Genomic DNA, 24,864 nt, shown 5'->3' on the forward strand with positions numbered 1-24,864 from the left:
TTGGAAGCGAAGCATGGCGGAGTTACCCTTTCAGCACACTCAAGCGTTGAATGTTAGACAAAACCGTGCTTTGGCATTGGCAGCTGTCTTTCAAGCAACTCAACTGACGCATATGACCGCAATGGCTGGTCAGCAGAGTATTGGTGATAGTGGTAATTTTTATTGTGAACTGCTGATCAAAGCAAGTTTAAATATCCGCCCAGCAAGTAACAATGCTACACAGACGCTAGACTTCTTTAATCAACTTGCAGATATTTCACTTGGTCTAAAAACATTAGAAGGTTGTATTACTCAACCGTTTAATAGCGCACCAAAATCAAGAGTGCCCAAACTTTCTACTGCCAAGCTACCGATGTCTTATGCAATGGCTTTGCTACAGCTTGAAAAGAAAGTCTATAGTAATCCTGAATACGTCAAAATCATCGAAACAGCACAACAAAAAATTTTAAAGCAGTTGTCCTTTTTCGATAACAACTATTTACACCCAAGTATTATTGCCAATCTGGCGCAAACTTACGTTGAAACAGCTGGTCAAATCAATCCACGAATTTTAGTGCGTGGTAATGCCGAAGCATTCAAAGATATTAATCATACCAACCGAATCCGTGCCTGCTTATTTACAGGTCTACAGCTTGCTCATCTTTGGAGACAACTTGGTGGCAGCTCATGGAGTATGATTTTTAGTAAACGTAAGCTTTTACAAGATATTCAAGCTCTCGCTCGTTTGCAGTATCAGGTGGTATAAACCGATGCTAAAACGAATTTATTTTTTATGTTTATTCCAAAATTAAGGAATCTGTATGAATGCTTTAACCGCACTCTCACCACTTGATGGACGTTATGCAAGCAAATGTGATGCGCTACGTCCTTTTTTGTCTGAGTTTGGTTTAATCCACGCTCGTGTCACGGTTGAAGTGCGTTGGTTACAAGCACTTGCAAATCGTGCAGAAATCATCGAAGTTCCAGCTTTCTCGGCTGAAACAAATGCCGCGTTAGATGCAATCGTAGCAAACTTCTCAGAAGAAGATGCGAATCGCATTAAAGAAATCGAACGTACCACAAACCATGATGTAAAAGCTGTTGAGTATTTCCTTAAAGAAAAAATTGCCAACATCGATGAATTAAAAAATGCAGGTGAATTCATTCACTTTGCATGTACGTCTGAAGACATCAACAACTTGTCTCATGCGCTGATGCTTAAAAATGGTCGTGAAGTTTTAGTTACAAGCATGAAGCAAATTTTGAATGCGATTTCTGCTTTGTCAACAACTCATGCTGAACAACCAATGTTGTCTCGTACTCATGGTCAAACTGCTAGCCCAACTACGTTGGGTAAAGAAATGGCTAACGTTGCTTATCGTTTAGCACGTCAAATCAAGCAATTCGAAAATGTAGAATTACTTGGTAAAATCAATGGTGCTGTAGGTAACTATAATGCTCACCTTTCTGCTTACCCTGAAATTGATTGGGCTGCACATGCTCAAGCATTTGTAGAATCTTTAGGTTTAGCATTCAACCCATACACAACTCAAATTGAGCCACATGATTATATGGCTGAATTATTTGATGCATTACGCCGTTACAACACGATCTTGATCGACTTTAACCGTGATGTTTGGGGTTATATCTCTCTTGGTTACTTCAAACAAAAGTTAAAAGATGGTGAAGTTGGTTCTTCAACCATGCCACACAAAGTGAACCCTATCGACTTTGAAAACTCAGAAGGTAACTTAGGTATTGCCAATGCTGTATTGGGTCACTTAGGTGAAAAACTTCCAGTTTCTCGTTGGCAGCGTGACTTAACTGACTCAACTGTTCTTCGTAACATGGGCGTTGGTTTCGCACAAAGTTTAATTGCTTTTGATGCATGCTTAAAAGGAATCGGTAAACTTGAACTCAATGCGAACCGTTTAAATGAAGATTTAGACCAAGCACAAGAAGTTCTTGCTGAACCAATTCAAACTGTTATGCGTCGTTATAACGTTGAAAAACCATACGAAAAATTAAAAGCACTCACTCGTGGTCAAGCAATGACACGCGACATGATGGTGAACTTTGTAAATGGCGATGAGTTATTACAAGTACCAGCTGAGGAACGTGCTCGTTTAGCCGAGCTTACGCCTGCGACATATACAGGTAATGCTGCTGAACAAGCAAAACAAATTAATGATTTGATCAGCAAAATCTAAATAGTATTAAATCAAAAAAGCAAAGCTTCGGCTTTGCTTTTTTATGTTTTAAAAATAAATTAACGGCGAATAATCATGTTGGTTGCCGTTGCATGTGCATAAAGCTTTCCCTCTTCATCACGAATATAACCTTCAGAGATCACTAAGTTACGTCCCGCATTAATCACTTTTCCTTCTGCAATTAACTGCTTATTAAATGGCAACGGACGACACATTTTCACATTCAGATCTGTTGTGCCATACCCTTCTCCAGCAGCAAGAACTGTATGGGTTGCACAGCCTGTCACAGAATCTAAAACCGTCGCAGCAAATCCACCATGCACGCCACCTAAAGGATTGGTATGTCTTTCATCTGCAATTGCACTAAATACGATACGTCCATGTTCTACTTCTAGTGGCTTCATCGGCATTGTTTTTGCGATCCCCGGCTCAGGAACTAAGCCTTGAGCAAACGCTTGCATTATTTCCAAACCAGTCATTTCTAATGGATTCATTAATAGTTCCTCAATTCCTTAGATTAGGGCAGAATTTCCCCATTCAACAAATGCTTAGCAGTCACGTTGTATCAGAGCTAAGCCTTTCAGCACAATTTAGATCACACTCACAAATGTAGCAGATATATTTAAGTTCTTTTTTGGAACTTATTATTCATACCATAACTATGCTAAGATAAATTGTCAACGTGATGATGTGTTTACACGTAAGACTTTGCAAACTTGGCAATATCTTTTGTCTAAGGTGATATCAGTAGAGGTTAAACATGAAATGGCATGAATTGGGTGAAATGAGTTGTCCAATTGCTAGAAGCTTATCGATTTTTGGTGATCGATGGACACTTTTGATTATCCGTAATGCTTTTTTAAGAACACGCCGTTTTGACGATTTTCAGAAACAACTGGGTATTACTCGTCACTTACTCACTGAACGTTTAAATAGACTTGTAGATAATAAAATTTTTGAAAAAGTGCTGTATCAAGAAGCACCTAAACGATATGAATATAAGCTAACTGAAAAAGGCTTGGCTTTATACCCGATTATCATGGCAGTCACAACTTGGGGCAATTACTGGCATAACGAAGACAATAAATATCCAGTGTTAGAATACATGCACAAAGATTGTGGATATAAAACAAAAGCATTGATGAGTTGTGAGCATTGTCATAAAGAATTAACGGCAAAAAATACATTGCCTTATTACGACAACATCAGCCAAACTGCTGAGAAATAAATCTGAGATGAAGAGCAGCACATAGCCCTCTTCATCTCCTATTTTCAATTAAAAACTAAAACCAATATTCAAATTAATTCGATATAACCATTTATCACTATTCGGCGATACCGTAGAAGTAAACCCAGTGGCATTAGTAGCTCCGCCAATGATATTAGAATTTTTGCCCCACGTATAATCTGCCCAAACCATAAATGGTGAAGCAATAAACATCATACCTGTTGTATTCATTTGTGAATCTGACCAATCATCGCGTTTTTTATCTAAGTAACTATAATCATTATAGAAACGAATCGCTTTTAATTTACCCATATCTTGCACAGGTAAGGTATAAGCAAGGTTTAGACTGGCAACTGTTCCTTCAGATGCAATGAAATAAGCAGGTGTTAAACCATTTGCACCCATCAGTGTCATATCATCATTTACCCCATCAGGGTTTTTCGCATCGTATTGATAATGAATCACTGAGCTTTGTAAATTAAATCGTTTGTAGTTGTTATCGGTATGCAATCCAACTGCATAATATTTGCCGTTTTTATCGGTGGTCTTATTATGTAGTTGAGCAATTGCACCTGAAACACCAAACTCTTGCTTACCAAAATCCGTTTCCAATTTTCGAACAATACGTGTGTTAAGTTGGTGACGCTTTTCATTTTGATAAGCACTTTGGGTTGGAAATGCATTCTCAGATAAATCATCATAAGTCGCGCTTTCAGGTGAATATCGCAAATTGGTTGAAAGCATCTCTGGATAATAGCCTAGCTTTAAATCCCAATCTTTATTGTGAAAATTCCAATTTATACCTGGCGCGATATTGTTGCCATAACCGAGGAAAAATGGAATGTGGTAAGTCCATCCATTTTGCGGATAAGGATAAATTGCAAATGGTTTGTAGACAAAACCTGCTTCAATGTTATTGTTTTCATTCAGGTTATATCCAACATAGGCTTTTTCAATTGATCGTTTCTCTTGATCTTGAAAAAGATAACTGGCATTGAAATAGGCATCATCAAATTTACCTTTTAGATCAACCCTAAAAATATCAAAATGGAGTTTCCCAAAACCACCATTCTCACCTTCCCAGTTTTCATAACGCTGGTTAAGTCGAACTACCCCACCTAACTGAACAGAATCTGTTCCGTCTTCACTTTTCCACTGTAATGCTGAGCTCTGTGCAAATACATTAGACATCCCACCTAAATAAACTGCGCCTAGCATCACAACCATAGCTGTCTTTTTCATTTCATATTCCTTCGGTTTTTTACCAACAATCCTATTGGTTTGGTTTTTGTTTTACCTATAAAACATAGTTTTTATTGTTTTTTAGGCAAAAAATTTTTACCTGCTGTAATTTAATGGACATTCGGCTTCATCGCCCAATGACCGAATGCCCAAACTGGTTAATACAATTTCTTCTGCGGTGGTCCTGCAAAATTAAGTGGCCCAATCGAATTCATATCGAGTTCAATCACTGTTGGCCCTTGGAAATCAATTGCCTCTTGAATTGCCGTTTTGAATTCATCAGCACTGCCAACTTTCCAGCTCTTCACGCCCATTGCCTCACCTAAAACTTTGTAATCTGGTGTATGCAATTCATTGAAATACTGACGACCACCGAAGTAATTGTTTTGAATACCTCGCATTACCCCATAACCACCATCATTCATGATCATGAGTACCATATTGGTATTCTCTTGAGCCATGGTAGCAATCTCTCCGATCCCCAACATCAAGCCACCATCACCGACTAAACCGATCACTTTTTTGTCAGGATTGGCAATTGAGGCACCAATTGCAGTCGCTAAACCAAGACCAATTGCGCCTGCCAATGAATGAATATTTTGATTTGGTGCTTGTACTGGGAATAATCGACTGCCCCATGTACTACCTGACATCGTAATATCACGAACAAAAATTCCATCTTGTGGCAAAGCTGCACGGAGGTGATCACAGATCAATGCATATTGATCAAGCTGTGTACGTAATGCATTGATTGCTGCCTGTTTCGCATTAGCAACTGCTGCATCATATTCAGTATCTACTTTAGATACGTTGGCTAAGCCTGTGAGAATACGTTGCAATACATCTTTGGCATCACCACAAATGAAATTACGAATTTTGTAATTACGTTGTTGTGCAACAGGATTGGCATCGATTTGAATAATATTTTCAGGGAACTGCACTGAATAGGTTTTGGTTTCATTACTACGTAAACGAGAACCCACAACAACCAATAAATCTGCTTCTTTTAAAAGTTGCTCAACGCCTGTTGAGTTATGAAATGCACCTAAGCTACGGGGATGCTCATCTGCCAATACACCGCGTGCATGGGTTGAAGACACTACTGGAATACCAAGATCAGCAATTGCTTTAACTTCATCAACACTATTGAGCGTACCACCGCCGATCCAAAAAATTGGACGTTTGGCTTTCTTGATTTCATCAATGATCAAATCAACTTCGGCCTGATCAGCTTGAGGCAATTCAAGTGCTTTGACTGGTCCTAAATTCAACGGTAAATCAATTTCAGCGGCTTGAACATCAATCGGTAGCTCAACACTAACTGGCCCCATTGGCACAGTAGTCGCGACACGAATCGCTTCACGAATTACGCCGACCGCATTGTCAGGGCTAGTAATACGAAATGCTGCTTTGCTCGATGCACGTAAGAAAGTCAGCTGATCTTTAGTTTCGTGAATGAAACTTGCATCGCGATCTAAATATTCACGTTCAACTTGACCTGTTAAATGCAAAACTGGACTGCCTGCATTCATCGCTTCAATTAATGAACCCACCGCATTTCCTGCACCCGCACCTGTACTGGTGAGCGCCACACCGAGTCCTTTAAAACGTGAATGACCATCTGCCATCGTCACTGCACCAGCTTCGCCACGCGCTGCGACAAAGCGAATTTTTTCACGGCGACCAACGGCATCAGCAATTGGTAAATTGTGAATTGAAATAACGCCGTAGATACTATCAACTTGGTGCGCCTCTAAAACACGAGCGATTGCTTCGCCTACATTTACACGTTCTGTCATTACTATATTCCTCAAAAACTTGTTCTTTCCATGAATTTATTAATCGCACCAAGGATTTGGCTGTTCGCTTAATCCCATATAAATGCTTTTCTGTTGCATATACGCCAAGATGCCTAAGCGACCTTTTTCACGTCCAATTCCACTTTCTTTGAAACCACCAAATGGTGCTGAGATTGAGAATTTTTTGTAGGTATTGATCCAAACTGTTCCCACTTCTAAAGCACGTGCTAGTTGCCACGCTTTGCGATAGTTTTCCGTCCAAATCCCCGCTGCCAAGCCAAAACAACTGTCATTGGCTTGGGCAATTAAATCTGCCTCATCGTCATATTTCATGACCACCAACACAGGGCCAAAAATTTCTTCCTGACAGGTTTGAGCTGAGTTATTTAGACCTGTGATAATGGTCGGTAAATAGAAGCTACCTTTTGCTAAATCACCTTCAGTCAATGCCTCACCGCCGACAAGAACCTGACCGCCTTCTTTTTTGGCTAATTGAACATAAGCATCAACAGAAGCTAAATGTTTAGGATTGATCAACGAACCTAAATGCATTCCTGCTGCTTCAGGATGTCCAACACGTAATCCCTTGGTGATTTCAACCAAACGATTTAAGAATTGATCATAAATGCTGTGATGAACAAATAAACGAGACCCAGCAATACATGCCTGTCCTGCTGAACTAAAAATGCCATAAGCCACACCTTTTGCTGCAAGCTCAATATCTGCATCTTGCATCACGATTGTTGGCGATTTTCCACCGAGTTCTAAAGATGTGGTGATCAGCTTATCTGCTGCGATATGTGCTAAATGACGCCCCGTACTCGTTCCACCCGTAAATGAAATTTTGCGTACCAATGGATGCTTTACGATTGCATCACCAATAACTGAGCCACGACCAACCAACACACTCAATAAACCTTTAGGTAAACCTGCTTCTTCAAAAATTTTGGCAAGTTCTAAAGCAATCAGTGAAGTCACTTCTGCTGGTTTAAGCACTACAGCATTACCGCCAGCCAATGCAGGAGCTAACTTTTGCACTTCACTGGCTATCGGTGAATTCCATGGTGTAATTGCTGCTACAACCCCAACAGGTTCATGCACACTCATGGTCATAAAATCTGGCGCACGTTGTGTGGTTAACTCATCATTTAAGGTTTCACACGCCGCTGCGACATAACGTGCTGTTGCAGCCGCACTCAAGGTTAAGGCACGCGTCTCAGCCAGTGGTTTACCGTTGTCTCGGGTTTGTAGCTTTGAAAGTTCATCAACACGCGCTTCAATAATGTCAGCTACTTTATATAAAATTCGTGCGCGCTCGTGAGGCATACTGTTGCGCCATGAAGACTGTCGCCAAGCAAGATCCGCTTTTTCTACCGCTTCATTGACATCATCCAAACTCGCCGTTGAAATCTCAGCATTCACAGATTGATCTGCTGGAAACAGACTTTGAATCGTGTCGCCTCGACCTAATCGCCATTCACCAGCGATATAAATTTCCTTTACCATGATCAAATCCTTTAAATCTGAATTGCTTGAACACTATTTCGACATGCCCGAATTACACTCAATGCAGCCAATGTCGAGGTTTTCGGGTTACTTGCCAAAGGTACACCCACCAGTTCAATCGTCATTTCGCCGAACAAACCTTCTGCCACGATGGTGTGTTTGTTCTTATTAATCGTTGGATCGACAGTTAGCTCGACCAAGGTTTGATCCATTCCCAAACCAGCTAAAGCAATCGTTGCCGCAACATTGGCATTAGCTGGAAATTTAAGTGCTGCCTCTCTTGCTGTTCCACGAAAGAACACCGTTGCTTCACTCACCTGATCAAGATCAACCAACTGCTCTGCATAGCTTCCTCGCCAACTGTTTGGACTTTTACACCCCTTATAAGTCACCTTTTCCAAGCCACCTTCTTTGGCGGCTGAAATACCATCAATACCCGCAATGGCGCCTGCTAGAAGATGTAAATGGGCATCATGTTGCTCAGCGGTATTTTTTAACTGAATCAAAAACTCGTTATCAGCCAAAGTTCCAACCGAGATCAATCCAATAGTCCAGCCCTTTTCCAATACCTTTTGTGCATGCTCTTTAACCGCAGCTTGACCAGCAACTTCAATAACGTAATCAGGTGTGCCCTGACATTCATCAATTGAACTAATCACTTGCACTTCGGGAGCAACTTGTGCCTGAACTTTTTCAACACTCCGTGCTGGCACTACAATCCATTTAAGTTGTAAGTCTTGCGGCATATGGGCATACACTTCTGCTGCCATTGCGCCAAAACCAATCATCATCAACTGTTTCATGTGCACACCTTATAAATGCTTATTGAATCCGCCAGAAACATCTAGGGTTGAACCTGTGGTATAGGATGCTAAAGGCGATGCGAGAAAGACCAAGGCACGAGCTGGTTCTTCTGGCTTGCCTAAACGATGCATCGGAATACCACGATTTCTTGCAATATTACCTGTCCATTGTTCCCATGAAAGATTTGGGTCTGAACGTGTTTCAAAACGGCGTTTCCACTGTGCCGACTCGACCATACCGAGTAGGATTGAATTCACACGGATACCATATTGAGTAAATTCATGTGCCAGTGAATGTGTTAAATTTAATAACGCCGCACGTGCAGATGACGTTGCGATCATGTGAGGCTCAGGCTGTAATGCCAACAATGAATTGACATTAGTGATTGAGCCACATGCTGAATCTTTTAAATCATTTAAAAATGCACGAACTGGATGCAATACACTGAAATATTTAAGTTCGATTTCTTTCATCCAATCTTCGTCTTGAGTATTTTCAAAATTCGACACACGACCTTGACCTGCGTTATTAATCAACATGTCGACATTGCCCAAATTTTGCTTCACATCATGCGCAAATCGTTTTACATCTTCTTTGTCCAAAACGTTGCAGATGCTGGTGTAAATATTGGCATGTGGATATTTTTCTAAAATATAAAGCTTCGATGATGCTAACCGCGCTTCATCTCGACCACACCATGCCACCTTTGCGCCTTCTGCAACTAAAATTTCTACAGCAGCCAAACCAATGCCTGACGAGCCACCTGTTACAACTGCTACTTTTCCTTCAACTTGGAAGCTCATATCCATATCTCTCGTTTAAATCTTAATTTGCCGATAAAACAATGTCGTTAAACTGATCAGGTTGATCGACATAACTCAGATGACCTGCATCTGTAATGAGATGACATCGGCTCAATTGCATTTCCATCGCCAGTTCCATGATGGCTTGAGCAGGTGTTATTTCATCCTTGTCACCCGCAATCACCACACATGCAACTTTGATATCTGTTAAATAATTTCTAATCTCGTCATACGCCAACAAATACGATGCTCGCGTAAAACCGTTTAAAGTGAGTTGCCCCATCACCTCACTGACCAATGCCAGTGCTTGTGGGTCTTGTTTATAAATTAAATGTGGTCCACGACTCGCCGCCATCCCAGCATTACCCAAGCTTTTCAACATATTTGGGCGTTTTTGATAAACTTGTGCTTTGGTTGCTTCATCTAATCGTTGATAACCTTGTGCAGCGTTAGCAATGATTAAAGTTTCAACTCGTTCAGGATAAAGATGGGCAAAGGCACTTGCCTGTAATGCGCCTAATGAATGACCGACGATAATGGCTTTAGGAATTGCTAATGCATCCATGATCGCCAGCACACGCTGAGCATAATCAGTTGCAATTGGCTGCTCAGTATCTAAGTTCTCAGATAAGCCATAACCCGGCGCATCCCAAGCAATGACATGAAAATGATGACTGAGCACATCGAGCTGATTGACCCAAGATGCAGAACCTGAGCTGATACCATGCAACAGAATCAGTGTTTGGCCTTGCCCTGCTTCACGATAGGCTTGCAGTTGGCCATTGATCTCAATGGTTTGCACTGGGTATTTGGCTAATGTGTCAATCAAAGTCATCATTTCATTCCTTTTACAGTTAATCGCGTTGATTAACGTTTAATTTGAGACAATGGATGCTCAGGTGGATAGTTCGGAATGGTTGGTTTTCCAGCCCCTAACATCACACACATCAAGGCATCTTCTTGACCAGGATTAAACAAACCACGGTAAATACCTGGTGGAATTGAAATCAGATCACGCTCTTTCAATTTGGTCTGGAATTTTTCACCGTTATGCTCAATGAACAGATCAATCTCGCCACGTAACATGAAAAACACTTCTTCCACATCGTGATGAATGTGCAGTGGTCCTTCACATTGCGCAGGCAAAACCATGGTTGAAAAAGTGAAGTTTTCAGCTGGAACGGTGTTGCCATCATTCACCACACCCGTTGCGCCTGTACCCATATAACGCATTTGTGCACGACGATATTTAGGGTCATAGTCAGCTTGGAACTTCAGCGCATCAAAATCATATTTACGTGTCTCAAAACGAGCGATACGTGTATTTAACCAATCTTCTAAATTCGTGCCTTCTGGCTGTGTCCATGATTCAAATTGTTGAGTAGACATTTTTAACTCCTAGGTTTTTGATGAATAGTTTGATTAATAACGTTTCAATAAAGGAACCAAGAAGAACGACCCAATAACGGCGACTGCTGCTAAGAAGGTAATTCCTAAATTAAAACTGTTGGTTTGCATCACGATGTAGCCGATTAGAACTGGCGCAATCGCACTGGCAAAATTACCCAATCCATTGAAAATTCCTCCTGCTGTTGCACCGACATCAGCTGTTGTCACACGGGCAAGTAAGGCAAATACTGCTGCGACACCGAAGCCCCAAGCCATTGCACTTAAAGACATTGCTGCGATCACTAAATGTGGTTCAGTCATTAACACCATCACGTACATAAAGATGCCCGCAACCAATAAACCACCGAAAACTTGCACTGCTCGGCGACCTAACTTGTCTGAAAGGAATGCACCGATCACTTCACCAATCAACATGGCGATGAATGGGAAACTTGAATAAATACCGAACTCTTTAAGGTTGAAGCCTTTGTCTTGGATTAAATAAGAAGGAACCCAACTGTTTAATCCCCAGAGGTAAGTCATCAATGCAATGTTGAAGATACACACCAACCAAAAAGAACTGTTCTGCAATAAAATCTTGGTGTTTTGAATATGGCCTTTGAAGTTGATACGTTTACTGGTCGAATCAAGTTCAATGGTTTTCTTGAGCTGTAAATTGCGTAGACCAAATACGATGGCAATTAATGCAATTACCGTTAAACCAGCCATCACAAAGAATGTGGTATGCCAATCATGTTTTGCTAAAACTGCCGCAGTAATTGGGAAACCCAAGAATGCACCGATTGGCGTTCCTAACAAGAACATGGTGGAAGCTCGTGCTTGCTGACGATCAGTATAGGTTTGCTTCACGATGGTATATGCCAAGGCAAATAATGGACCTTCAGCTAAACCGAGCAGAACTCGAAGCACTAACATGCCTTCGTAGTGTGTGGTAAACCCCATGCAGAACATGAGTACACCCCACGATGCCACACTCCAAAACAACATTTTCTTTGGATTGAAAATATCGCCCAAAAAACTCAGAAAGACAGATGAAAAACCGTAAGCCAATAAGAAGCTCGTCATTAACCATCCAAGTTTTGCTTTATCTTCAGCAATCCCCATCGCGCCTTGGAAATGCGGATCAGCAAATAACACAGCAATACTAATCTTGTCGAAAAACGCGAGAACAACACACACCATCAGGACAAAAGCAGGAACCCAATGCTTAAATCCACTTTTCTCTTCATTACTCATACTTCATTCCTTCGATTGCGTAATGAACCGGAATCAATGTTTACGGTTTTAATTTCATGACATTAAATTCAGGGTCTGCTAATAGTTTTGGGTCTAAAATGGTGTTGGATTGCATCCAACGTTTTGCCAGTTTGACCAGTTTCGAATCATTGATTGCAATCATGTTGATCAAACGACTTTGATCATCAAGATAGAGGTAACTACATTGATCTGCCGCACTTTTGCGCACCACAATCTGTTCTGTTCTTTCAGGTTGGTAAGTTCCTAATATCTGAATATTGAAGTGATATTGATCCGACCAAAGCCAAGGAATGTCAGCATATTCTGTTTCCATGCCCAGCATCGATTTTGCTGCTGCAATCGCTTGGTTTTGTGCATTTGCCCATGACTGAATGCAATAACCTAAACTCGGATGAATGGCGACATCACCAGCGGCATAAATATCTTGATCAGATGTCTGTCCAAAACAATTTACGACGATACCGTCTTTCACTTCTAAGCCTGCATTTACACCAAGCTCTTTGGCAATATCAGCACCAGCACCGACCACCACACAATCAAATAGCTCACTTGCATTTGGATGATTTACAACTTCAACTTTTTGCTGACCCGCTTCAATCAAATGTAGGTTTTTACTATTTAAATGAATCTGTGTGCCTTGTTGCTCATGCATATCTTTTAAAAATGCTGACACATCAGGACTCACGCTACGCGCACAAAGTCGATCACCATATTCAAAGATATGAACTTCTTTACCTTGCTTGCGTGCAGTTGCAGCAATTTCCAAACCAATCCAACCACCACCGACTACCGCCAATTTCTGAGCATGCTGCAAAATTTCAGCAAGACGTTCGCAATCTTGTACATTACGCAGCGTGACGACATTAGGAATGAACTGCCACGTATTTACGGGTACACGAGCGCGACTTCCTGTTGCAATCAATAGCTTGTCATAAGGCAAAACTTGACCATCATTCAAGACGACTTGTTTGTGTTGACGATCCACTTGAGTTGCTAAAGCAGGCTTATGCCATTGAATATTGAACTCCTGCACCTGCTCTGGAGAAAACAGATGTAAACTTTCATAACTGGCTTCTTTAGACAGTACTTGTTTAGAAAGCGGTGGACGCTCGTAAAACACACGATCTTCATTAGAAACCACATGAATTTCGCCCAAAAATCCATTTTGACGTAAGGTACTGACTGCCCAACCAGCTGCCTGTCCAGCCCCTACGATTACGATTCTTTCCATAGCATTTCTCCCTGCTTCGTCACGCTTTATGCAGGTTTCACTTGACGACGTGTATGGTCATCCAAACCGCCTTCAATTGCCCATTCAGTAAATAGTTCTAAACGATGTTCCTCTACACGCGGCTGCCATTCTTCAGTCAAATAATCATCATTGGTGTAGTATTCAAAAGCACCACCCAACGGTGAATTTACATACCAAAAGTATGCTGAAGAAATAGGATGACGCCCCGGTCCGATAAACGTTGACCACTCAGAACGATTCATATTCAAACCACCGCCAATCACTTCATGAATATCACGAACCACAAAGGCAACATGATTTAAACCAGCAGGTTTGTTTGGAATCGATAATAAGAACAAATCATGGTGATAACCCTTGCCACGACAACGTAAGAAAGCACCACGATTACGATAAGCATCAGATAAGAAGAAACCTAATTTCTCAATATAGAACTTTTCAGTTTTTTCTAAATCTGGGGTAAAAAACACCACATGACCAATTGCAACTGGCTGACCTTTTTCATAGACAGGACTTGCTGCATTAACACGATTGATGCTGCCGTACTGGTTAATGCCTTCGGTTTTTAATTGCGGTAGTTCATGTACAAAACTTTTTTGAAATCGAATGGTCATACCATTTGGATCAATGCATTGCACCATATCTGCTGTAGACTGATAACCATCAACATCTTTTAAATGATCAGCCAAATCCGCTAAATCTTGAGCTGGATTGTCCAACCCCCAAGTCACTTCACGTAAGGTTGAACCTGATTCAATCGCTTGTGGTAAACGGGCATCATCACAGTCAAATAGATAAATCTTACTGCCATTTTGTGTTTGATAAAGATCAGTACCTTCAATGTCAGATGTCGTATTCTTTAGACCAAAATCTGCCAAAAATTTATTCGAAGCAGCTCTGTCCTCAACACCAAATTTTAAAATCTCAATCCCTGTAATCATGAGACAAACTCCTTAATTAAAGACAAAACCACCATTTACTGGAATATTTTGACCTGTCACAAATGAAGACAAATCCGACAGTAAATACAGTGCTGTGCCGTTTAAATCCTGTGGTAGTTGCTGACGCTGAATCGCACGACCATTCACATATAAATCATGACGTTCTTGCGGTACATATTCTGTCGCTTCTACCAGTGTTAAACCGGGTGAAAGCGTATTGATGCAAATGTTGAATTGTCCAAGCTCTCTCGCCATCGAGCGTGTCATTGCAACCAATGCGCCTTTGCTGGCTACATAAGCCATGAGATTCGGTGCGCCCCACAAAGCCGTATCAGAAGCGACATTAATCACTTTTCCAGCATCAGCCTGTTTCAGATATGGCACACATGCTTTAGTCACCAACCATGTCCCTTTCACATTGATGTTCATGACTCGATCCCAGAGATCAGCATCGTAATCCATCAAACTTTTACCGCCGACATTGGTTGCAAGCGCAGCGCAATTCACTAAACCATCTATTCCGCCTAGGGATTCAGCAGCCTGCTCGACAGCCTGCTGAATTGAAACTGCATCAGCCAAATCGATTTGTACAGCATCGACCTTTAAACCTTGTTGCTGCAATTCAGCCGCTTCTTTTTGAACAAGATCATCCAAAATATCCGCCATGACGACCTGAGCACCTGCTTCTGCAATTGCTTGCGCAAAGTCTCGTCCCAAGCCTCTTGCCGCGCCTGTGACAAGGACTTTTTTGCCTTGTAACAATGCAACATTAGCCATGCGCTTCTTCCTGCATTTCAATACGATTTGAAGTATTCAAAGCTGCAATTTTCTTTAATTGCTTTTCTGCTTCTTTTTTCATTAAACGACGTAAGCGTGATAAGCCCACATCATGTTGGTAGAGAAACTCTTGTTGACGTGCATTTGGCGCAAGATTTTCCAAGATAATTCGATCTTGCTCTAATACATCCCAATGCAATTTTTCTAAGTGATTACGGTAAAGAAAGCGCCAGACGTTACGTTGCCAACCACTCACTTTACGGCAACGCCAGAAGAATACGCGTGTATTGTCTGCATCAATTGGTGTTGCATATCCAACAATCCAGAACTCGCCGCCCGGCCCAAAATCTTTACGATAAGGAATAGAAAGGCGTAACCAGCTTGCACCTGTATTGGCGTATTCAACCCAGTCAAAGTTCACACCAATTTGACCTTCTTTCTCAAAAACAAAACCATGTTCAGTTGAACGATGTTTCATTTCTGCGGTGCGATCACCTTCAGCCATTGAGTGAGAGGTACAGTGCAAATAGCTACCGTGCATAGGGTCCATGACATTATCAATTGCATATTGATGATTCACTTTCCAATCAGCTTGGCAAAGGAATGCGCTCCAATCTTCACTCGCGAGTTGTTCAGGAAAATCGAGGGCTTTTGGTGCTTCATTAGGATCAATACCGAACCAAAGGAAAATCGCACCATGTGCTTCGGTCACTGGATAGCTCTTAATACATTGAGTGCCTTTCATTGGACATTCATGTACAGCTGGTACATCTTCGACCACACCATCATGGCGAACTTCAACACCGTGATACCAACAAGCTACGCGATTTCCAAGATTCCACCCCAAAGAAAGACGTGCTCCACGATGTGGACAACGATCTTCTAAAGCATGGACTTGACCTTGGTCATCACGCCAAACCACAATATTCTCACCCAAACGAGTGATACCGACTGGATTTGCTGCAACTTCCCAGCTCGCAAGAACTGGATGCCATTGATCACGTAAACCCAAATCCAAATATTCTTCAACACTTGGTGTAGCTGATACTGCTGCGTTCATAATCATTCTTCCTTGAATCAATAACCCAAACGTTGCATTTCTTCTGAAAAGCTTTCAGAAGTCCAAAGCTCACCAGACTCACAACGGAAACCTTGTTGATTTAAAGTCTGAACTAAGTCTGCAAGCTCGGTAACACCTGCTGCAAAGGCTTTAATCAAATGCTGAACAAAATCTTGCTCATAAACTGTTGGTTCTTTATAGCGAGTTTGCCAAATCAATAATTCTGGCTGGCCCGGAACTTGGATATTATTAATCCCTGCTTCCGTTGCTGGCACTGCATGAATCCAGTTGGCTAGCTTCTCATTAAATGTTTTCACGCGATTCCTTCCTTCTAGTTAAGACCTATAGTTGAATTTGGATATCTGTTCCTTCAACTCGTACAGGATATGTGCATAGATCACGGCATCCTGGTCCACTCTTTAGCTCACCCGTTTGAATATCGAAAATCGCTTCATGTAATGGGCATTCAACGGTTTGATCTTCAATAAAGCCTTCTGTTAATAAGGCGAAGGCATGTGGGCATACATTTTCAATGGCAAAGTAGTTTTCTTCGATGAAAAAAACGCCAATTTTTTTACCGTCAACTTCAATGGCTTTTGGCTCGTCTTCGGTTACTTCGTCTTGCTGACAAACTGAGATCCAACTCATTCCTATAGTCCTCGAATATGTTTTATATGCAAAACTTTTGTTTATTTCCAAAACATATGAAAAGAATAATATTAATCCAGTTTTTATGTCAATATTATTAACATTATAAAATTCATATGCTTATTTAAAAAATTATATTTTGTTACGTTTCTAATAGAAAAATGTGTTTTGCATATAAATCTTTAATTGTGTATTTTGATCTATTAAATAGATCCAAAATAAAGCAATATGCACCATTTAATTTCATCACTTTTAGTTGTAGGAATTTCAACCAAATGAACATGATCATCGATGAAGATTTGCAAGAAAATGAAGAAACAAAAAACGATGACCGCTATCTTGTTCCAGGGCTTGTACGTGGATTAGCAATTCTGCAAGCTTTCAATAAAGAAGCCAAAGAAATGACGATTTCAGAAATAGCTGAAATATTAGATGTGAACCGTTCTAGTGCGTTTCGTCTCATTTACACCTTAGAATCTTGTGGTTTTTTAAGAAAAGCTTCGCAAAAAACTTATGCGCTTGATTCAAAGGTCATGGAACTAGGATTTAACAGTTTAGCGAAGCAATCTCTGCTAGATTTAGCGACGCCGTTGATGAAAGACCTACGTGATCAGACACAACTTGCAGTGCATCTTTCGATCTTAGAAGGTACTCATATTGTTTTTATCAATAATGTTCAGTCCAATGGAACATTTACCAGCAACATCGGTTTAGGCACACGCTGGCCTGCTCATGCCACGGTGATAGGACAAATGATGCTTGCTGATCTAAATGACACTGAAATTCGTGATCGCTATAAAGGTTTTAATCAATGGGAAACCTTTTCTGAACTGACCCCGAAGAACCTGAAAGAGCTACTTCAACGCCTAAGCTTTGTAAAAACACAACGTTCAATGGTCAGTTGGGGACATTACAATCACGATATGGCCGCATGTGCAGCACCTATTTTTAAACAATCCACAGGAAAAATGGCCGCTGTTTTATCTGTAAGCTGTCCTCTAGGCACGTATGATGAGCATTATTTTAAAAATGAAATCGCTGAAACCGTGATTCAAACGGCGGAAAAAATTTCTAAGTTCATTTATTAACCACCCAATAAGTACATAAAAAATAAAGCATTAGGTCGATAAATTTTACCTAATGCTTTTTTATAACTTGTAGTAATTGCTATTTAATCCTTTTTACGACTTGCCACAATAGCGATCAAAGCAGCCACTCCTCCCAATACGCCATATCCATAACCAATCTGAAGTAATTCCATACTATAAGCAAAACGACTAGAGATTAAGGCTGGGATAGCTGCACTACAGTACGCAATCAGATAAATAGTCGAAAGCAAACCAGCTCGATTTTGCTGGTCTGTTATTTGAATTAAAACGCCCATCGCACCTGTCACTGCAAGCCCTTGCGCTAGCCCAACGCATAAACTTGCTATGATAAATGCAACCATAAAGCCGAACTTTAGACTTATTAAAATGGTTATTAAAGACAGGATATAAATAAACATTCCTGTTTTGACCGCATTCTTAGCCACGAGAAAACGACTTAAAGGACTACCCAACGGAGTCAGGATCATGATTGCTGCGAATACCAAAGCAGCCAAGATCGGATTGTCTGCACCCAAATAATGATGTGCCAACGCTGGGCCATAAGCTTGATAAAAACCACCTAAAGACCATGTCGCTAAAAAAACCATACTTGCAATCAAGACATATTGGTTTGCCGCTTTGGGCAGATATAAACGTGGAATGAGAGAATGAATTACACCTTTTCGAGATAAAACCGTTTCACGACTCAATGATATCAATAGGATTAAAGCAGCAAGAACAATTCCAACCAAAGCATAGATTAAAAACCAATTCTGCTTACCCGTTAGAATGAGAAAACCACAGCTAATTGCCCCAATTGGAATACCAATCATCGGCGCACTACTCGTAATCACAGCAGCAAGCCAACGTAACTTTTCTGATGACGTATCAACAATAAATGCTGTTAAGGCTCCAGCACTTAATCCACATGCCAAACCTTGTAACAGCCTCGCAGCGAATAATGACCAAAATCCATGTATAAGGAACAATAATCCACATGACAGCATTGCAGCCATTAAAGCAATAATCGCAACCTTTTTTCGTCCAATAAAATCTGAAATACGGCCTAAGACCAATAGTGCAACCGCTGCTGCGATAAAATAAGCAACGGATACAAGACCGAGATCAGCATTGCTGATGCCATATTCAGACTGATAAATATTAAACAATGGAATCGGAGAACCCGCTGTGACAAAGATCATTACAAATGAAATACTTGCTACAACGAAACCATAGGTATTTGAATGACCTTCACCTGCTTGCATTACTGAGTTGCCTCAATCCGTACATTCAATAATCCTGATTTTCTTAACAGCTGAATATCGTCAGAGATTTCACCTAAACGAACAAGTCCACTGGCATAACCAAAATTTTTATAAAATATGGCTAAATTTCCCCAAGGTGCATAATAAGTAATATCTCCAGCTTTCGGCTGATAACCCTTAGGCTCGCTTTGAACAGGCAAGGCTTTTACTAAATCACTAATTTTTTCTGTAGAAGCATAATCAGTGAGTGTTAACTCTAAAGGTAAGGAATCATAAAAACTTCTTGCAGCGACAGTATCATCTAAACGTGCAGATAAGGTTGTTTCTTCAAAAATCAGTTGAATTTCCATGTCTATTCCTTCTTTTGATTACGTTCTCAGGACACATTGCAAAGTAAATGCATATGGCATTGACACCATATGCAAATCAATAACTTAAGGCTGTAATAACACTTTAATTGCTCGACGCTCATCCATTGCTTGATAAGCCTCGGCAACCCGTTCTAAAGGTAAGGTTAGATCAAATACTTTGCCAGGCTGGATTTTTTTATTCCAAATCAGATCAATGAGTTCAGGTAGAAATTGTCGAACTGGCGCAGGTCCACCATGTAAATGAACATGCTCAAAGAACAGTTCTTCTCCATTTAAATCAACACCATGCGGCACACCAACATATCCTACATAACCACCTTGTCGAGCAGCATGAATGGCTTGCATCATAGATTCTTGTGTGCCTACACATTCAAGAACAGAGTCCGCACCATGGCCATCCGTTAATTCCAAAATGCGCTTAACACCCTCATCACCTCTTTCAGTGACAATATCAGTCGCACCAAACTCAATAGCTAATTTTTGGCGAGCCTCATGGCGACTCATCGCAATAATCTTAGTTGCACCCATTTGCTTAGCAGAGAGGATTCCAAGTAAACCAACTGCCCCATCGCCAACAACAACGACCGTACTGTTCGGTTGAACATTTGCAGCTACTGCGGCATACCAGCCAGTACCCAAAACATCAGAAGCGGCTAAAAGATCAGGAATCATCTCAGCTTCTGGCATTGTGGGAGTTGCAACCAACGTACCATCGGCTAAAGGAACTCGTAATAAAGGCGCTTGAGCACCGCCAACAAACTCAGTTTGTTCACATGCTGATTGATAACCATGCTCACAAACAAAACAAGTATTGTCAGAAGCAAAGAAAGATCCAATCACAAATTGACCGATCTGAATATTTTTCACATCTGCGCCAATTTCTTTGACGATGCCACAATATTCATGTCCCATCGGCATCGGTTCAGTAATTTTTTGAATCCCTCGATATGGCCATAAATCTGAACCACAAACACATGCAGCAACGACTTCAATGATGGCATCTGTTGCTTTCATAATCTTTGGTTCAGGACATTCTTCGAAACGGACATCATTTGGCCCATAGAGCATTGTAGCTTTCATAAAAACTCCGACTTTGGGCTTCACTTAGTAATTTTTAGACAAAGAAAGCCCTAAGCGTGGTGATTCACGCTTGAAAATTAAAGAAAGAATATGAGAATTAAGGATTTAGAATTTTTTGCAGCTTTTGACTAGCATCTAATGAAACTTTTTCAGCGAGAATCTGCTGGATTTGATTCAATTGTTGGACGCTCACTTGAATATTCAAACTCATATTCACATGTGACTTCAGCTGACTTTCAGTTCCAGTCATTGCAGCAAGCATACTGACTGTCGCAATTTCACGATCTTGCCAACTTAATACGTCTCTAGAAAAAATATCACCGAACAAATGCGTTTTAAGATATTCATCAATTTCTGGTGAAAATTCAAATAAAGAGCCAGTTACAGGCTGACCCACAAGCTGAGTTTGGTTCTGCTCTCCTTGAACACGCGCATTATAATCCTGAGCTAAAGGCTGGCTGTCCTTACCCTCTTGATCATCAATACCTTGAGATTTTCTTTGTTCAATGACTCGCATAAATTCGGCCAGTGCATTCAAACTACGAGGAAAGCCAGCATAAGCATAGGTTTGGACTAAAACTGCTTTGATCTCATTTATGGTTAAACCATCGTCTAATCCCTGATTAAGCGCGCGGTTTAAACTTTCAAGATCACCAGTAGCGGCAAAAGCAGCAATAGGAATAATCGCTTGTTGTTGATTTGATAAAGTGTTTTCCACAGACTTCACCTCATTCTCAGATCGTATCCGTTGCTCAGTAGCGGCTACTGAATATTGATTACCCAATAGCCCAACCAAGCCAATCAATATAAAAATACCTTTTATATTCAATGATTCGCCTCTTTAAACTGTTCATCTGTTACAGGCTCAAGCCAATCTACGTTGTGACCATTTTCATCAGTCCCAGTAAGGGCTAAATGAGTCATCGCAGAATGTCCACTTGCACCATGCCAGTGTTTAATTCCAGGAGGACAATAGATCACATCACCTACAGCAATTTTTTCTGCGGGCTTGCCCCACTCTTGCACAATGCCTTCACCTTCAGTCACAACAAGGTATTGTCCTTTCGGATGGGTATGCCAAAAAGAACGAGAGTTAGCGTTGAAACTCACATACGCACTCGGCGCATTTATTCCTTCTGTCACACTTGTAAGTGGCTTGATTGCCACCGAACCTGTAAAGTTTTTATCAGAACCTTCTATAACAGGCTGCTCACTCGATTTTTTAATCGTTTGAGATGCTGGTAATTGATTTTCCATTGCTTGAACTCCTGTCGTGAGTAATAAAAGTGTTGTAACTAAAGCGAATGATTTAGGGAACATATCTCTTTCTCAGAAAAAGAAGCCGTTAAATAGCGATCAAAGACTTCAAACCAACCAATATGAATAAGTATAAAAAACAAACACAAAATGTGCTGATCTATTCCTGTAAGATGTTTGCCTATTTCTATAATTTTTTATAGTTTCAAACTTATATCAATAACTTAACTCACAAGAATCGAATCAATCTCAAGCTTGAAAACTAAAATCAAAAGTGCTGTAGACTTTTTTAGTTTTCAAGCTTTTATCTAAGATTACTTAAGATTTTTCTGGAAGAAATCTGTCATTTTATCGAATGGAATAATATCCACACGATCATAAAGATCGGTGTGATTCGCATTCGGTATAATTAAAAGTTCTTTTGGCTCCAAAGCTGCCTCATAAGCCGTTTCACTAAAATAACGTGAATGTGCTTTTTCACCATGGATGAATAAAACAGGTCGTGGTGAAATTTCTTTGATATAAGTTAGAATCGGCATATTCATGAATGATAATGGTGTCGTTAATGACCAAGAAGCATTCGAATTGATTGCACGAGGATGGAAACCACGCGGGGTTTTATAATAATCAGCATATTCCACAACAAACTGTGGTTCACCACCTTTTAATTCCAGTGATACTGGACCATAAGCAGGTGTTCCATTCTTGGCATCTTGCCAACGTTGCTGACCCAATTGTTCAAGCGTTTTTGTGCGCTCTTCAAGCGTTACGCTATCATTGTAGCCCTTAGACATCACACGCGTCATATCGTACATTGTGCTGGTCACAACAGCTTTAATCCGCTTATCGATCGCAGTGGCACTTAATGCCATGCCGCCCCAACCACAGATCCCAATCACACCAATACGATTTTGATCAACATTCGGCAAAAGCCCAATAAAATCTACAGCGGCACTAAAATCCTCTGTGTTGATGTCTGGTGATGCTACATTTCTCGGCTCACCACCACTTTCACCTGTATAAGATGGGTCAAATGCGAGCGTTACAAAGCCTCTTTCTGCCATCGTCTGTGCATAAAGGCCAGATGCTTGTTCTTTAACAGCACCAAATGGCCCGCTCACAACAATTGCTGCAAGCTTTCCATTTGTGTTTTTAGGTAGGTAAAGATCAGCTGCCAAAGTAATGCCATAACGATTTTTAAACGTTACTTTTTTATGATCAACTTTATTACTTTGGACAAATGTCTTATCCCATGTATTACTGAGTTTTAATGGCTGATCTGCGAGAGTTGCTTGATTCATAGTTAACGCTCCAATAATTAAAGAAGTTAGACCCAAAGATTTCTTCAAAGAATGACGAATACTTGTCATATCCAATTTAAATTGAGTACCTAAACTCGAAGGTTTGAAAGACCTAATCATGAACATTTCTCCAAAAAATCAGTGTCATTCACTTGATAAAACTGATTTATCAATAAAAAATTGATCTAATTTTTGAGTAGTTACAGCCTAAAGATGCTATTCAATGGCTAGCCCTTAAGTTTTTTAGCATTCAACCAATGATGATAAGAAACTGTAAAAATTAATCTTTTTAAAAATGAATTTAAGAATCCAAAGAAACTTGGAATAACTCTCAAAAACTGCGAATTAGCTTCTGAGAACAAGTATAAAAAACAAACAAGAAAAGGGATGCCTCATTCCTACACTATATTTGCCTAATTCTACGAATTTTTAGAATTGAGTCTTTCTTTAAAAAGAGAAGACCTTACAATAAAGTCATGATGAGCAAATGAGATGTGATATGAGTACTATAGCGATAACTCAAGATCGTGAATTACGGTTGAGCAAACTCGTTGACCAGTGGACTCAGGGAAAGAATAAGTTTGAGACACCTATTGCTGGTTTAACATTGCACCGCTGGGATGCCCCTACACAGCCGACCAGTTATATTCTGGATGCGAGTCTGTGTATGATCGCTCAAGGAAAAAAGCAGGTGATCTTAGGTGATGAAACCTATACTTATGATGCTCATCATTTTTTATTTACTGCAATTGATTTACCGATTATTAGCCAAATCATTGAAGCAACTCCAGATCAGCCCTATTTGGGGGTTATTTTAAAATTAGATCCTTATTTATTAGCTCAACTCATGTTAGAAGCACATATTACTTTTCAAGCGAATGATCATGAAAGAAAAGGTGTTGCTATTGGCGAAGTTACAGCAGATATTAATGATGCATTTGCTCGTTTGCTCGATTTATTAGCATCCCCAGATGATATCCCTATCCTAGCACCACTGATTTTAAAAGAAATCCTATATCGCTTAATGATGAGCCCACAAGGCAGTCGTCTAAAACGTATTGCGGCAACAGGTACAGCAGGACATCGAATTGTTAAGGCAATTGATTGGTTAAAAAATAATTTTGCAAAACCATTTCAGGTGGAAGAACTTGCAACCAAAATGGGAATGAGTGCTTCAAGTTTTCATCAGCATTTCAAGGACATCACTTCAATGAGTCCTTTGCAGTATCAAAAACGTATACGACTTACCGAAGCACGTCGGTTGTTAATAACAACAAATAGTGATATTTCAACAGCAAGTATGCAGGTTGGATACGAAAGCCTTTCTCAATTCTCAAGAGAATATAAACGTTTCTTTGGAACTCCGCCCTCTGAAGACTTAAAAAGTTTTTAATTAGGAAGTTTTATAAAAAATTGGCAATAAAAAAGCCCTTGTGATCACAAGGGCTTCTTCATTTATTTGGCAGAGGATCAAGGACTCGAACCTTGACGAACGGTTTTGGAGACCGTCATGCTACCATTACACCAATCCTCTATAACCGCGTGATTAAATCATTTCTGACTTAATCATAAAAAGTAAAAATATTTAC

At 40.4% G+C, this 24,864-nt stretch carries 26 protein-coding genes and 1 tRNA gene; 5 read left to right on the forward strand and 22 right to left on the reverse strand.

Going from position 1 to position 24,864, the window contains the following annotated elements; all coding sequences use genetic code 11:
• Positions 1-13 precede the first annotated feature (13 nt).
• Positions 14-745: a high frequency lysogenization protein HflD gene (hflD, locus tag ACT4_RS15460; RefSeq protein WP_004880522.1), complete on the forward strand. Its 732-nt coding sequence runs from the start codon at positions 14-16 to the stop codon at positions 743-745.
• Between the two features lie 55 nt (positions 746-800).
• Entirely contained in the window at positions 801-2,189 is a 1,389-nt protein-coding gene (purB, locus tag ACT4_RS15465) for an adenylosuccinate lyase (RefSeq protein WP_007483745.1), read from the forward strand.
• Between the two features lie 59 nt (positions 2,190-2,248).
• Here purB and ACT4_RS15470 read toward each other — a convergent pair whose 3' ends face one another.
• The gene (locus ACT4_RS15470) at positions 2,249-2,683 is read right to left on the reverse strand and encodes a PaaI family thioesterase (protein WP_004880524.1); all 435 of its coding nucleotides are present in this window, start codon (positions 2,681-2,683) and stop codon (positions 2,249-2,251) included.
• A gap of 266 nt (positions 2,684-2,949) precedes the next feature.
• Here ACT4_RS15470 and ACT4_RS15475 point away from each other — a divergent pair, with 266 nt between their 5' ends.
• Positions 2,950-3,417 carry a helix-turn-helix domain-containing protein gene (locus ACT4_RS15475; RefSeq protein WP_007483747.1) on the forward strand — a complete coding sequence of 156 codons (468 nt, stop codon included), beginning with the start codon at positions 2,950-2,952 and terminating at the stop codon, positions 3,415-3,417.
• Between the two features lie 48 nt (positions 3,418-3,465).
• Here ACT4_RS15475 and ACT4_RS15480 read toward each other — a convergent pair whose 3' ends face one another.
• The 14 genes from ACT4_RS15480 to ACT4_RS15545 form a co-directional block, all read right to left on the reverse strand.
• Positions 3,466-4,659 (reverse strand): hypothetical protein, encoded by a 1,194-nt coding sequence (locus ACT4_RS15480; protein WP_007483749.1) that lies wholly within the window; start codon positions 4,657-4,659, stop codon positions 3,466-3,468.
• Positions 4,660-4,817: 158 nt separating this feature from the next.
• Positions 4,818-6,458 carry a thiamine pyrophosphate-binding protein gene (locus ACT4_RS15485; protein WP_007483751.1) on the reverse strand — a complete coding sequence of 547 codons (1,641 nt, stop codon included), beginning with the start codon at positions 6,456-6,458 and terminating at the stop codon, positions 4,818-4,820.
• 39 nt (positions 6,459-6,497) lie between these two features.
• Positions 6,498-7,964 carry an aldehyde dehydrogenase gene (locus ACT4_RS15490; protein WP_007483752.1) on the reverse strand — a complete coding sequence of 489 codons (1,467 nt, stop codon included), beginning with the start codon at positions 7,962-7,964 and terminating at the stop codon, positions 6,498-6,500.
• A gap of 11 nt (positions 7,965-7,975) precedes the next feature.
• A complete protein-coding gene (locus ACT4_RS15495; RefSeq protein WP_007483753.1) occupies positions 7,976-8,767 on the reverse strand; it encodes an aspartate dehydrogenase in 792 nt (263 codons plus the stop codon).
• A gap of 9 nt (positions 8,768-8,776) precedes the next feature.
• The gene (locus tag ACT4_RS15500) at positions 8,777-9,571 is read right to left on the reverse strand and encodes an SDR family oxidoreductase (RefSeq protein ID WP_034605369.1); all 795 of its coding nucleotides are present in this window, start codon (positions 9,569-9,571) and stop codon (positions 8,777-8,779) included.
• Positions 9,572-9,593: 22 nt separating this feature from the next.
• Positions 9,594-10,409 (reverse strand): alpha/beta fold hydrolase, encoded by an 816-nt coding sequence (locus tag ACT4_RS15505; protein WP_007483755.1) that lies wholly within the window; start codon positions 10,407-10,409, stop codon positions 9,594-9,596.
• Between the two features lie 29 nt (positions 10,410-10,438).
• Positions 10,439-10,960 carry a cupin domain-containing protein gene (locus ACT4_RS15510; RefSeq protein WP_004880546.1) on the reverse strand — a complete coding sequence of 174 codons (522 nt, stop codon included), beginning with the start codon at positions 10,958-10,960 and terminating at the stop codon, positions 10,439-10,441.
• Between the two features lie 33 nt (positions 10,961-10,993).
• The gene (locus ACT4_RS15515) at positions 10,994-12,217 is read right to left on the reverse strand and encodes an MFS transporter (protein ID WP_007483756.1); all 1,224 of its coding nucleotides are present in this window, start codon (positions 12,215-12,217) and stop codon (positions 10,994-10,996) included.
• 40 nt (positions 12,218-12,257) lie between these two features.
• Positions 12,258-13,469, reverse strand: a complete 1,212-nt coding sequence (locus ACT4_RS15520; RefSeq protein ID WP_007483758.1) for an NAD(P)/FAD-dependent oxidoreductase — start codon at positions 13,467-13,469, stop codon at positions 12,258-12,260.
• 26 nt (positions 13,470-13,495) lie between these two features.
• Entirely contained in the window at positions 13,496-14,428 is a 933-nt protein-coding gene (locus tag ACT4_RS15525) for a VOC family protein (RefSeq protein ID WP_007483760.1), read from the reverse strand.
• 12 nt (positions 14,429-14,440) lie between these two features.
• A complete protein-coding gene (locus ACT4_RS15530; RefSeq protein WP_007483763.1) occupies positions 14,441-15,205 on the reverse strand; it encodes an SDR family oxidoreductase in 765 nt (254 codons plus the stop codon).
• Positions 15,198-16,265, reverse strand: a complete 1,068-nt coding sequence (locus tag ACT4_RS15535; protein WP_007483764.1) for an aromatic ring-hydroxylating dioxygenase subunit alpha — start codon at positions 16,263-16,265, stop codon at positions 15,198-15,200. Before ACT4_RS15535 ends, ACT4_RS15530 begins: the two co-directional genes overlap by 8 nt.
• A 17-nt stretch (positions 16,266-16,282) precedes the next feature.
• Positions 16,283-16,582 (reverse strand): recombinase-like helix-turn-helix domain-containing protein, encoded by a 300-nt coding sequence (locus ACT4_RS15540; protein ID WP_004880556.1) that lies wholly within the window; start codon positions 16,580-16,582, stop codon positions 16,283-16,285.
• A gap of 25 nt (positions 16,583-16,607) precedes the next feature.
• Entirely contained in the window at positions 16,608-16,913 is a 306-nt protein-coding gene (locus ACT4_RS15545; protein WP_004880559.1) for a non-heme iron oxygenase ferredoxin subunit, read from the reverse strand.
• Positions 16,914-17,188: 275 nt separating this feature from the next.
• Here ACT4_RS15545 and ACT4_RS15550 point away from each other — a divergent pair, with 275 nt between their 5' ends.
• On the forward strand, positions 17,189-18,001 hold the full coding sequence (locus tag ACT4_RS15550; RefSeq protein WP_007483766.1) for an IclR family transcriptional regulator: 813 nt from the start codon (positions 17,189-17,191) through the stop codon (positions 17,999-18,001).
• Between the two features lie 83 nt (positions 18,002-18,084).
• Here ACT4_RS15550 and ACT4_RS15555 read toward each other — a convergent pair whose 3' ends face one another.
• The 6 genes from ACT4_RS15555 to ACT4_RS15580 all read right to left on the reverse strand — a co-directional run bounded on the left by ACT4_RS15555 (position 18,085) and on the right by ACT4_RS15580 (position 23,275).
• Positions 18,085-19,266: an MFS transporter gene (locus ACT4_RS15555; protein ID WP_007483770.1), complete on the reverse strand. Its 1,182-nt coding sequence runs from the start codon at positions 19,264-19,266 to the stop codon at positions 18,085-18,087.
• Positions 19,266-19,616 carry a cyclophilin-like fold protein gene (locus ACT4_RS15560; RefSeq protein WP_007483772.1) on the reverse strand — a complete coding sequence of 117 codons (351 nt, stop codon included), beginning with the start codon at positions 19,614-19,616 and terminating at the stop codon, positions 19,266-19,268. Before ACT4_RS15560 ends, ACT4_RS15555 begins: the two co-directional genes overlap by 1 nt.
• 84 nt (positions 19,617-19,700) lie before the next feature.
• Positions 19,701-20,717, reverse strand: coding sequence for a zinc-dependent alcohol dehydrogenase family protein (locus ACT4_RS15565; protein ID WP_007483774.1), 1,017 nt, complete (start codon positions 20,715-20,717; stop codon positions 19,701-19,703).
• 97 nt (positions 20,718-20,814) lie between these two features.
• A complete protein-coding gene (locus tag ACT4_RS15570; RefSeq protein ID WP_034605372.1) occupies positions 20,815-21,435 on the reverse strand; it encodes a carboxymuconolactone decarboxylase family protein in 621 nt (206 codons plus the stop codon).
• 107 nt (positions 21,436-21,542) lie between these two features.
• Positions 21,543-22,037 (reverse strand): cupin domain-containing protein, encoded by a 495-nt coding sequence (locus ACT4_RS15575; RefSeq protein WP_007483777.1) that lies wholly within the window; start codon positions 22,035-22,037, stop codon positions 21,543-21,545.
• A gap of 251 nt (positions 22,038-22,288) precedes the next feature.
• A complete protein-coding gene (locus ACT4_RS15580) occupies positions 22,289-23,275 on the reverse strand; it encodes an alpha/beta hydrolase (RefSeq protein ID WP_252316397.1) in 987 nt (328 codons plus the stop codon).
• A gap of 499 nt (positions 23,276-23,774) precedes the next feature.
• On the opposite strand from ACT4_RS15580, the gene ACT4_RS15585 reads away from it, so the two are divergent.
• Entirely contained in the window at positions 23,775-24,668 is an 894-nt protein-coding gene (locus tag ACT4_RS15585; protein ID WP_007483779.1) for an AraC family transcriptional regulator, read from the forward strand.
• Between the two features lie 67 nt (positions 24,669-24,735).
• Here ACT4_RS15585 and ACT4_RS15590 read toward each other — a convergent pair.
• Positions 24,736-24,809: transfer RNA gene (locus tag ACT4_RS15590), tRNA-Trp, on the reverse strand.
• Positions 24,810-24,864 lie beyond the last annotated feature (55 nt).

Source organism: Acinetobacter sp. NBRC 100985 (genome assembly GCF_000241225.1).
GTDB classification, from domain to species: domain Bacteria; phylum Pseudomonadota; class Gammaproteobacteria; order Pseudomonadales; family Moraxellaceae; genus Acinetobacter; species Acinetobacter venetianus.

What these genes read in the sequence shown, in the direction of transcription:
- purB (WP_007483745.1), top strand. Translation starts at nt 801, where the DNA reads ATGAATGCTTTAACCGCACTCTCACCACTTGATGGACGTTATGCAAGC.
- ACT4_RS15470 (WP_004880524.1), bottom strand. Translation starts at nt 2,683, where the DNA reads ATGAATCCATTAGAAATGACTGGTTTGGAAATAATGCAAGCGTTTGCT.
- hflD (WP_004880522.1), top strand. Translation starts at nt 14, where the DNA reads ATGGCGGAGTTACCCTTTCAGCACACTCAAGCGTTGAATGTTAGACAA.
- ACT4_RS15575 (WP_007483777.1), bottom strand. Translation starts at nt 22,037, where the DNA reads ATGTTCCCTAAATCATTCGCTTTAGTTACAACACTTTTATTACTCACG.
- ACT4_RS15530 (WP_007483763.1), bottom strand. Translation starts at nt 15,205, where the DNA reads ATGGCTAATGTTGCATTGTTACAAGGCAAAAAAGTCCTTGTCACAGGC.
- ACT4_RS15525 (WP_007483760.1), bottom strand. Translation starts at nt 14,428, where the DNA reads ATGATTACAGGGATTGAGATTTTAAAATTTGGTGTTGAGGACAGAGCT.
- ACT4_RS15515 (WP_007483756.1), bottom strand. Translation starts at nt 12,217, where the DNA reads ATGAGTAATGAAGAGAAAAGTGGATTTAAGCATTGGGTTCCTGCTTTT.
- ACT4_RS15490 (WP_007483752.1), bottom strand. Translation starts at nt 7,964, where the DNA reads ATGGTAAAGGAAATTTATATCGCTGGTGAATGGCGATTAGGTCGAGGC.
- ACT4_RS15520 (WP_007483758.1), bottom strand. Translation starts at nt 13,469, where the DNA reads ATGGAAAGAATCGTAATCGTAGGGGCTGGACAGGCAGCTGGTTGGGCA.
- ACT4_RS15560 (WP_007483772.1), bottom strand. Translation starts at nt 19,616, where the DNA reads ATGGAAATTCAACTGATTTTTGAAGAAACAACCTTATCTGCACGTTTA.
- ACT4_RS15555 (WP_007483770.1), bottom strand. Translation starts at nt 19,266, where the DNA reads ATGCAAGCAGGTGAAGGTCATTCAAATACCTATGGTTTCGTTGTAGCA.
- ACT4_RS15580 (WP_252316397.1), bottom strand. Translation starts at nt 23,275, where the DNA reads ATGAATCAAGCAACTCTCGCAGATCAGCCATTAAAACTCAGTAATACA.
- ACT4_RS15565 (WP_007483774.1), bottom strand. Translation starts at nt 20,717, where the DNA reads ATGAAAGCTACAATGCTCTATGGGCCAAATGATGTCCGTTTCGAAGAA.
- ACT4_RS15475 (WP_007483747.1), top strand. Translation starts at nt 2,950, where the DNA reads ATGAAATGGCATGAATTGGGTGAAATGAGTTGTCCAATTGCTAGAAGC.
- ACT4_RS15550 (WP_007483766.1), top strand. Translation starts at nt 17,189, where the DNA reads ATGAACATGATCATCGATGAAGATTTGCAAGAAAATGAAGAAACAAAA.
- ACT4_RS15505 (WP_007483755.1), bottom strand. Translation starts at nt 10,409, where the DNA reads ATGATGACTTTGATTGACACATTAGCCAAATACCCAGTGCAAACCATT.
- ACT4_RS15545 (WP_004880559.1), bottom strand. Translation starts at nt 16,913, where the DNA reads ATGAGTTGGATCTCAGTTTGTCAGCAAGACGAAGTAACCGAAGACGAG.
- ACT4_RS15480 (WP_007483749.1), bottom strand. Translation starts at nt 4,659, where the DNA reads ATGAAAAAGACAGCTATGGTTGTGATGCTAGGCGCAGTTTATTTAGGT.
- ACT4_RS15585 (WP_007483779.1), top strand. Translation starts at nt 23,775, where the DNA reads ATGAGTACTATAGCGATAACTCAAGATCGTGAATTACGGTTGAGCAAA.
- ACT4_RS15495 (WP_007483753.1), bottom strand. Translation starts at nt 8,767, where the DNA reads ATGAAACAGTTGATGATGATTGGTTTTGGCGCAATGGCAGCAGAAGTG.
- ACT4_RS15500 (WP_034605369.1), bottom strand. Translation starts at nt 9,571, where the DNA reads ATGAGCTTCCAAGTTGAAGGAAAAGTAGCAGTTGTAACAGGTGGCTCG.
- ACT4_RS15485 (WP_007483751.1), bottom strand. Translation starts at nt 6,458, where the DNA reads ATGACAGAACGTGTAAATGTAGGCGAAGCAATCGCTCGTGTTTTAGAG.
- ACT4_RS15535 (WP_007483764.1), bottom strand. Translation starts at nt 16,265, where the DNA reads ATGAACGCAGCAGTATCAGCTACACCAAGTGTTGAAGAATATTTGGAT.
- ACT4_RS15510 (WP_004880546.1), bottom strand. Translation starts at nt 10,960, where the DNA reads ATGTCTACTCAACAATTTGAATCATGGACACAGCCAGAAGGCACGAAT.